This window comes from Saccharomonospora iraqiensis subsp. paurometabolica YIM 90007 (assembly GCF_000231035.2).
Lineage (GTDB): Bacteria > Actinomycetota > Actinomycetes > Mycobacteriales > Pseudonocardiaceae > Saccharomonospora > Saccharomonospora paurometabolica.
Genome location: NZ_KI912258.1, coordinates 3,213 through 9,582, shown reverse-complemented (window position 1 = coordinate 9,582; position 6,370 = coordinate 3,213). Strand labels below are relative to the sequence as shown.

5 protein-coding genes and 1 pseudogene are annotated in these 6,370 nt (G+C 71.9%); 4 read left to right on the top strand and 2 right to left on the bottom strand.

From position 1 onward, the window contains the following. A pseudogene (locus SACPADRAFT_RS33260) lies at nt 1-228 on the top strand (hypothetical protein); the annotation flags it as partial. A 97-nt stretch (nt 229-325) separates the two neighbouring features. Here SACPADRAFT_RS33260 and SACPADRAFT_RS0219235 read toward each other — a convergent pair. Continuing rightward, complete coding sequence (locus SACPADRAFT_RS0219235) at nt 326-529, bottom strand: cold-shock protein (RefSeq protein ID WP_007025991.1); 204 nt, start codon at nt 527-529, stop codon at nt 326-328. 475 nt (nt 530-1,004) lie between these two features. Here SACPADRAFT_RS0219235 and SACPADRAFT_RS0219225 point away from each other — a divergent pair, with 475 nt between their 5' ends. The 3 genes from SACPADRAFT_RS0219225 to SACPADRAFT_RS0219215 all read left to right on the top strand — a co-directional run bounded on the left by SACPADRAFT_RS0219225 (nt 1,005) and on the right by SACPADRAFT_RS0219215 (nt 4,239). Continuing rightward, nucleotides 1,005-2,213, top strand: coding sequence for a L,D-transpeptidase (locus SACPADRAFT_RS0219225; RefSeq protein ID WP_007025990.1), 1,209 nt, complete (start codon nt 1,005-1,007; stop codon nt 2,211-2,213). A gap of 95 nt (nt 2,214-2,308) precedes the next feature. Beyond that, nucleotides 2,309-2,878, top strand: a complete 570-nt coding sequence (locus SACPADRAFT_RS0219220) for a PaaI family thioesterase (protein ID WP_028662597.1) — start codon at nt 2,309-2,311, stop codon at nt 2,876-2,878. Continuing rightward, a complete protein-coding gene (locus SACPADRAFT_RS0219215) occupies nt 2,878-4,239 on the top strand; it encodes a metallophosphoesterase (RefSeq protein WP_007025988.1) in 1,362 nt (453 codons plus the stop codon). Before SACPADRAFT_RS0219220 ends, SACPADRAFT_RS0219215 begins: the two co-directional genes overlap by 1 nt. A 4-nt stretch (nt 4,240-4,243) precedes the next feature. Here the strand turns inward: SACPADRAFT_RS0219215 and SACPADRAFT_RS0219210 are convergent. After that, nucleotides 4,244-6,370 (bottom strand): serine/threonine-protein kinase (locus SACPADRAFT_RS0219210; protein WP_233357216.1); only part of this gene is annotated, 2,127 nt, incomplete at its 5' end.

The window sequence follows — 6,370 nt, the reverse complement described above, 5'->3', positions numbered from 1 at the left end:
CCGCGGGCGGCCCCGCCCGAGCCGGCCTGGCCCGCGCCGGAGGACGCGTTCCCCGAGAACCTCTCCCCCACCGACACCGCCCCGGGCGCGCCGTCGGCGCAGGATCCCCGGACGGCGCAGTCGTTCGAGGCGCCGGCCTACGGGCGCGACGACGAACCCATCACCGACGAGATCCACGTGGAGGACCTGCGGCACTGGGAGGCACAGGTGCGCGGCGGGCTCCGCTGACCCGCGCCCGTCGACCACCCCACGGCTCCCCCGAGACAGAACCGGGCCCCCGGTGGAAGTCCGCCGGGGGCCCGGTCAGGTCAGTGAGTGTCCTGCCTCAGAGAGAGCGGACCTTCTGCGCCTGCGGGCCCTTCTGGCCCTGGCCGACCTCGAACTCCACCCTCTGGTTCTCCTCCAGGGTGCGGAAGCCGCGGCCCTCGATCTCCGAGTAATGGACGAAGACGTCGCCTTCACCGCTGTCCTGCGCGATGAAACCGAAGCCCTTTTCCGCGTTGAACCACTTCACAGTGCCTTGCGCCACCGCTGTACTCCTCGTTGCTGTTCCGCATGGACACCACCACCGGCGGTGTCCCGGCCGCCCCGGGCGGTTCCGACGGAACGAGCACGCTAGCACCATGGGCTACCGGCCCGCGTCAGAAGTTCCGCGAGTGTGTAGCCACGAGCACGCAAAACGACGGCCGACACCCACACTACCGGCACAAGCGCGTTCGTGAACCCCTTACCGCCCCGGTTGGTCCGACCGGGCGGATAACGGCCTCAGGGGTTGCGCCCCGCCCCGCACCGACGATCAATCGAACGGGTGGCCGCCGGATGCCGCCGACGGACACTCCGACGGTGCGGAACCGGAGCGCACCGGGTGCCGGACACCGCCGAGGGCGATCACACCGACACGCTCGGCACCACGATGGTGTGAGTGTGATCACCTCACCTGGCGGCAACGAACAGACATCGGAGGGCGTGAGCCACGGGACACGGGGAGAAGAGGGGTACGAACGTTGACGGAATCGGCATCCGCACCGGCGAGAGGCACACCGAAAGCGGTCCTGGCACTGTTGCTGGCCACTCTCCTGGGCCTGGGGGCCTGTACCGGCGCGCAGGGCGGCGGCGGGTCCGCGCAGGCCGACGATCCCGCCGAGCAGCCCGAACCGGCCGTTCCGGCACAGGTCGCCGTCACCCCCGAGGCGGGCAGCGAGAACGTCGCCCCGCGGGACGAGGTCTCGGTCACGGTGACCGGCGGGACCATCGCGTCGATCGCACTCACCAACCCGGAGGGCGAGGAGGTCGAGGGCGAGCTGGCCGGTGACCGGACGACCTGGTCGGTCACCGAGCCCCTCGGGTACGACAAGACCTACACGTTCTCGGGCGAGGCGTCCGGTGCCGACGGGGCGCCGGTCCCGATCGAGGGCTCGTTCACGACCGCGACCCCCGAGGCCACGGTCGGGGTCAGCTCGAACGTGGGCGACGGCCGGACGTACGGCGTCGCGATGCCGATCGCCCTGAACTTCGACGCCCCCGTCGAGAACCGGGCCGCCGTCGAGCGGGCGTTGCAGGTGGAGACGACCCCGGACATCGAGGGTTCCTGGGCCTGGCTGTACGGCGGCAGGTCGGTGCACTGGCGACCGAAGGAGTACTGGGAGCCGGGCACGGAGGTCAGCGTCAGCGCGAACGTCTACGGCGTCCGCACCGGCGAGGGCACCTACGGCGGCAACGACCTCACGGTGGACTTCTCGATCGGACGCTCCCAGGTCGTGAAGGCCAACACGCAGACCCACCGGATGGAGGTCTTCCGGGACGGCGAGAAGGTCGCCGAGTATCGGGCCAGTTTCGGACTCGAATCCGATCCCGGCCGGGTCACGCGCAGTGGCACCCACGTGGTGATGGCCAAGCACGACAGGTACTTCATGAACAATCCCGGCTACGGCTACGAGGACTTCGAGGTGGACTGGGCCGTACGGATCTCGAACAACGGCGAGTTCGCCCACTCCGCGCCGTGGTCGGTCGCCGATCAGGGCGAGCGCAACGTCTCGCACGGCTGCATCAACCTGGCGCCGGACAACGCCAAGGAGTACTACGACAGCGCGATGATCGGCGATCCGTTCGAGATCGAGGGCAGTTCCCAGCCGCTGCGGCAGAGCCGCACCGACTACTACGACTGGACGATCCCGTGGGACGAGTGGACGACGCTGTCCGCGCTGAACGACTGATCCCCGGGCGCGGGCCGCACCCGGCGGTGTGGCCCGCGCCGCTTCCGCCACGAGGCCGTCCCGGCGGGCCGGTGGCCGGGCGCTAGCGTGTCCGGGTGAGCGATTCGAACAGTTGGCCGCCCGTCGACGTGGACGCACCCGTTCCGCACCCCTCCGCACCGACGGCGGGGACGAAGCTGCAGTCGCACTACGGCCAGTGCTTCGGATGCGGCGACGAGGTCGAGGGGGGCCTGCGTATCCGTTCCGCGGTCGACGGGGACGACCCCGGGGTCGTGGTGTCGCAGTTCACCGTCACCCACGCCCACCAGGGTGCGCCCGGTCTCGCCCACGGCGGACTGCTCAGCTGCGCGTTCGACGAGGCCCTCGGCTCCGCGGTGGGCAACCTGATGCAACGGCCCGCCGTGACCGCGAAGCTGGAGACCGACTTCCGGATGCCGGTGCCGGTCGGTTCCACCCTGTACCTCGTCACCCGACTCGACGGCACGGCCGGGCGCAAGATCTACGTGCACGCGGACGGCAGGCTGGACGCCGAGGACGGCCCCGTCGCGGTCCAGGCCCGTGCCCTGTTCATCAGCGTGGGGGTCGAGCACTTCCTCCGCCACGGGGACGAGGAACAACTCCGCACGCTGGGCGCGAATCCGGAGGACTGGAACATCAACCCCTGATGTTCTTCGCCGTCCTCACCGTCGCGATCGTCGCCTGCCACGGCTACCTGTGGAAGCGACTGATCGGCGACACGACGGCGCCCCGCACGGCCGTGCGCCGGACCGCGACCGCGGTGCTCGTGCTGCTCGTGGCCCTGATGGCGGCCGCGGTCACGCTGGGGACCGCCGTCCCGCCGGAGGTCGGCCGGTGGTTCGCCTGGCCCGGCTACCTGTGGCTGGCGATGTTCTTCTACCTGCTGCTCGGACTGCTGGCCCTGGAACCCCTCCGAGGGGCCCTGCGCCGGTGGACGGGGCCGCGGCGGCGTGGTCGGCGCGCGGCTCCGGCGACGGGGGAGACCGGCGGGGCGGACACCCACGGACCCTCCACTGACGGAGCCGCCACCGACGGAGCCGCCACCGAAGGGACCGCGACAGACGGAGCCGCCACCGTCGGAGCCACCACTGTCGGGGCTGCCACCGTTCCCGACCCCGACGACCCCGACGGCGCCGGAGCGGACACGGACCCGCCGCGGCCCGGTGTCGACCGGCGGGTGGTACTGGCGCGGGGTTCGGCCGCGCTCGTCGGCACCGTGGCGACCGGGCTCGTCGGGTACGGCGTGACGGTGGCGACGGGTCCGCCCGCGGTCACCCGGATCCCGGTCACCGTGGGCCGCCTCGATCCGCGCGCGGACGGCTTCCGGATCGCCCTGGTCAGCGACCTGCACCTCGGCCCGATCATCGGCCGGTCGTACACCCGGCGGATCGTGGACCTGGTCAACGCCGAGCGGGTGGACGCGGTGGCCCTGGTGGGCGACCTGGTGGACGGGGACGTCCCCGATTTGGCCGAGGCGGCCGCACCGCTGGCGGACCTGCGCAGTGGGCACGGCACCTTCTACGTCACCGGGAACCACGAGTACTACGTCGGCTACCGGCAGTGGATCGAGCACCTGCCCACGCTCGGGATCCGGCCCCTGCGGAACACGCACGTGCCGATCGGGACCGGTGGCGGCGTCTTCGACCTCGCGGGCATCAACGACCACACCGGCTACCGCTGGCAGGACCCCGGCGATGTGGGTGCGGCCCTGGCGGGGCGGGACCCCGACCGTGCCGTCGTGCTGCTGGCCCACCAGCCGGTCGACGTGACCGACGCGGTCGACGCCGGGGTGGACCTGATGCTGGCCGGACACACCCACGGCGGTCAGCTCACCCCGTTCGAGGTGGCGGTGTCGCTGCAGCAGGGCGCCGTGGCGGGGCTGTACCGGCGCGGCGACACGCGCCTCTACGTCACCAGTGGTGCCGGGTTCTGGGGACCACCCGTCCGCGTGGGCGCACCGCCGGAAATCTCGATCGTCGAACTGCGCGCGCGGCGGCCCGGGCCCTGACGGCTCAGGTCAGCGTGCGCGGCCGGACGGCGTTGGCCCGGTCCACCAGTTCGATCCGGCGCTGGGCGTCCCCCGCCAGCCGTGCCAGCGTCCGGTACCGGTCCTCGAGGCCGAACCGCAGATCCCGCTCCGTCAGCGGCCACCCCAGCACGGTGGTGTGTGGGTCGGCGACGCCGTGGGCGCGGGTCCACTCGAAGGCCGCCTCCAGCACCTCGGCCTCCAGCCGCGTCCGGCGTTCGGCGTCCAGGGTCAGCCGCCCCACCTGGTCCGAGGCGGCCACCAGGTCCGACCCGGTGACCTGCTGCGAGCCGTACACCTGCCGCGTCTTGATCTTCACCGCGGCGACCTGTGCGGCGGTGTGGTGGGTGGAGGAGGCGGGTACCGATTCCAGGACCTCGATCGCGGACTGCCTGCCGCCCTGGGCGAGGTAGACCCGCGCCAGCCCGAAGGCGGCGCTGACGTAGGAGCGGTCGGTACGCCACACGAGTTCGTACAGCCGGGCGGCCTTGAAGTAGTCCCCGACCGTCTCGGCGCTCACGGCCAGCGCCAGTTTCGGCGCGATCTCCCCGGGCAGCTCGTCGTAGACGGTGTCGAAGGCCACGTGCGCCACCCTCGACCGTCCCCCCGCCAGCTCGATGAGACCGCGGTACCAGTCGACCCGCCAGTCGTGCGGGAATCCCGACTTGATCGCGAGGTACTGGGCGGCCTGCAACTGCCGGTGGGCCTCGGCCAGCTCACCGAGCTCGATCCGCGCCCGCACGATCCGCAGGCGGACCTCGATCGACTCGCGCGGGGCGTGCGCGAGGGCGGCGATGGCGGTGCGCGGGTCGGCCGAGAGCAACGTGGCCAGCACACCGGCGCCCGGGTCGTCGGTGTGGACCTGCGGGATCGGCAGGCCCGCCACCACCTCGCCCGGATCGGGGGACGAAACCTGCTGCCAGTGTTCGGGCACGACCAGCTCGACGCCGAAGGTGTTGGTCTCGGGCCCGAACACCGTGGAGGCGCCCGGTCGCGGGGTACCCGTGCCCAGGGCCATGATCTCCCGCAGCACCCCGGCGAGCTGGTCACCCATGTCCTCCGCGGAGGCGAACCGGCGGTCCGGGTCGGCGTGGGTGGCCCGGCGCAGGAAGCGGTAGTACGCGTCGAACAGCTTGAACAGTCCGACGTCGTCCTGCGCGGGCAGAGTCGTCTTGTACCGGCCGGTGTAGCCGGTGAACTCGAAGCTGAGGACGGCGAGGGTGCGGCCGACGGTGAACAGGTCGGAGGCGACGGAGGCGCCCCGGGTGGGCAGTTCCGGGGCGCTGTAGCCGCTGGTGAAGAACAACGGACTGGTGTAGTCGTCCATCCGGCGCACCGCGCCGAGGTCGATCAGCTTGAGCTGGTCCCCGGTCTGGATGACGTTGTCCGGCTTCAGGTCGCAGTACAGCAGCCCCTGGCCGTGCAGGTACCCGAGTGCGGGGAGGATCTCCAGCCCGTACGCGAGGACCTGCCCGATCGGCAGCGGTTCGGCGCGTCCGCTCTCCCGGTGGTGGGCGATCGCGAGCTGGCGCAGCGACTGCCCGCCGATGTACTCCATGACGATGTAGCCGACGGAGTTGCCGGTGTCCGGGTCCGGGTGCTGGACGAAGTTGTAGATCTTGACGATGTTCGGGTGCTCGACCTCGGCCAGGAACCGGGTCTCGTTGACGGCCGCGGCCACCGCCGTGGCGTCCCCGGTGTTGATGAGTCCCTTCAGCACGACCCAGCGTCCGCTGACGTTGTGGTCGGTGGCCAGGTAGATCCAGCCGAGCCCGCCGTAGGCCAGCGCCCCGATCACCTCGTACTGCCCGCCGACGATCTCGTGCGGACGCAGCTTGGGCAGGAACGAGAACGGTGTGCCGCACGCCGCGCAGGTGCCCTCGGGTGCGCCCGGGCCGTCGTCGGTACCGCGGCCGACCTTCGCACCGCAGTTGCCGCACCAGCGCTTCGCCTCGGCCACCATCGGGTCCGCGAGCACGGCCTCGGCCGGATCGCGGTACGGAACCTGCGGCACGTCCACCAGACCCGCGCCCAACCGACCGCGGCGCGACCGCCGGGACGACGTCCGGCGCGGGCCCCCGCCCCCGGTCCCGGTGCCGGTGCCCGTGCCGGT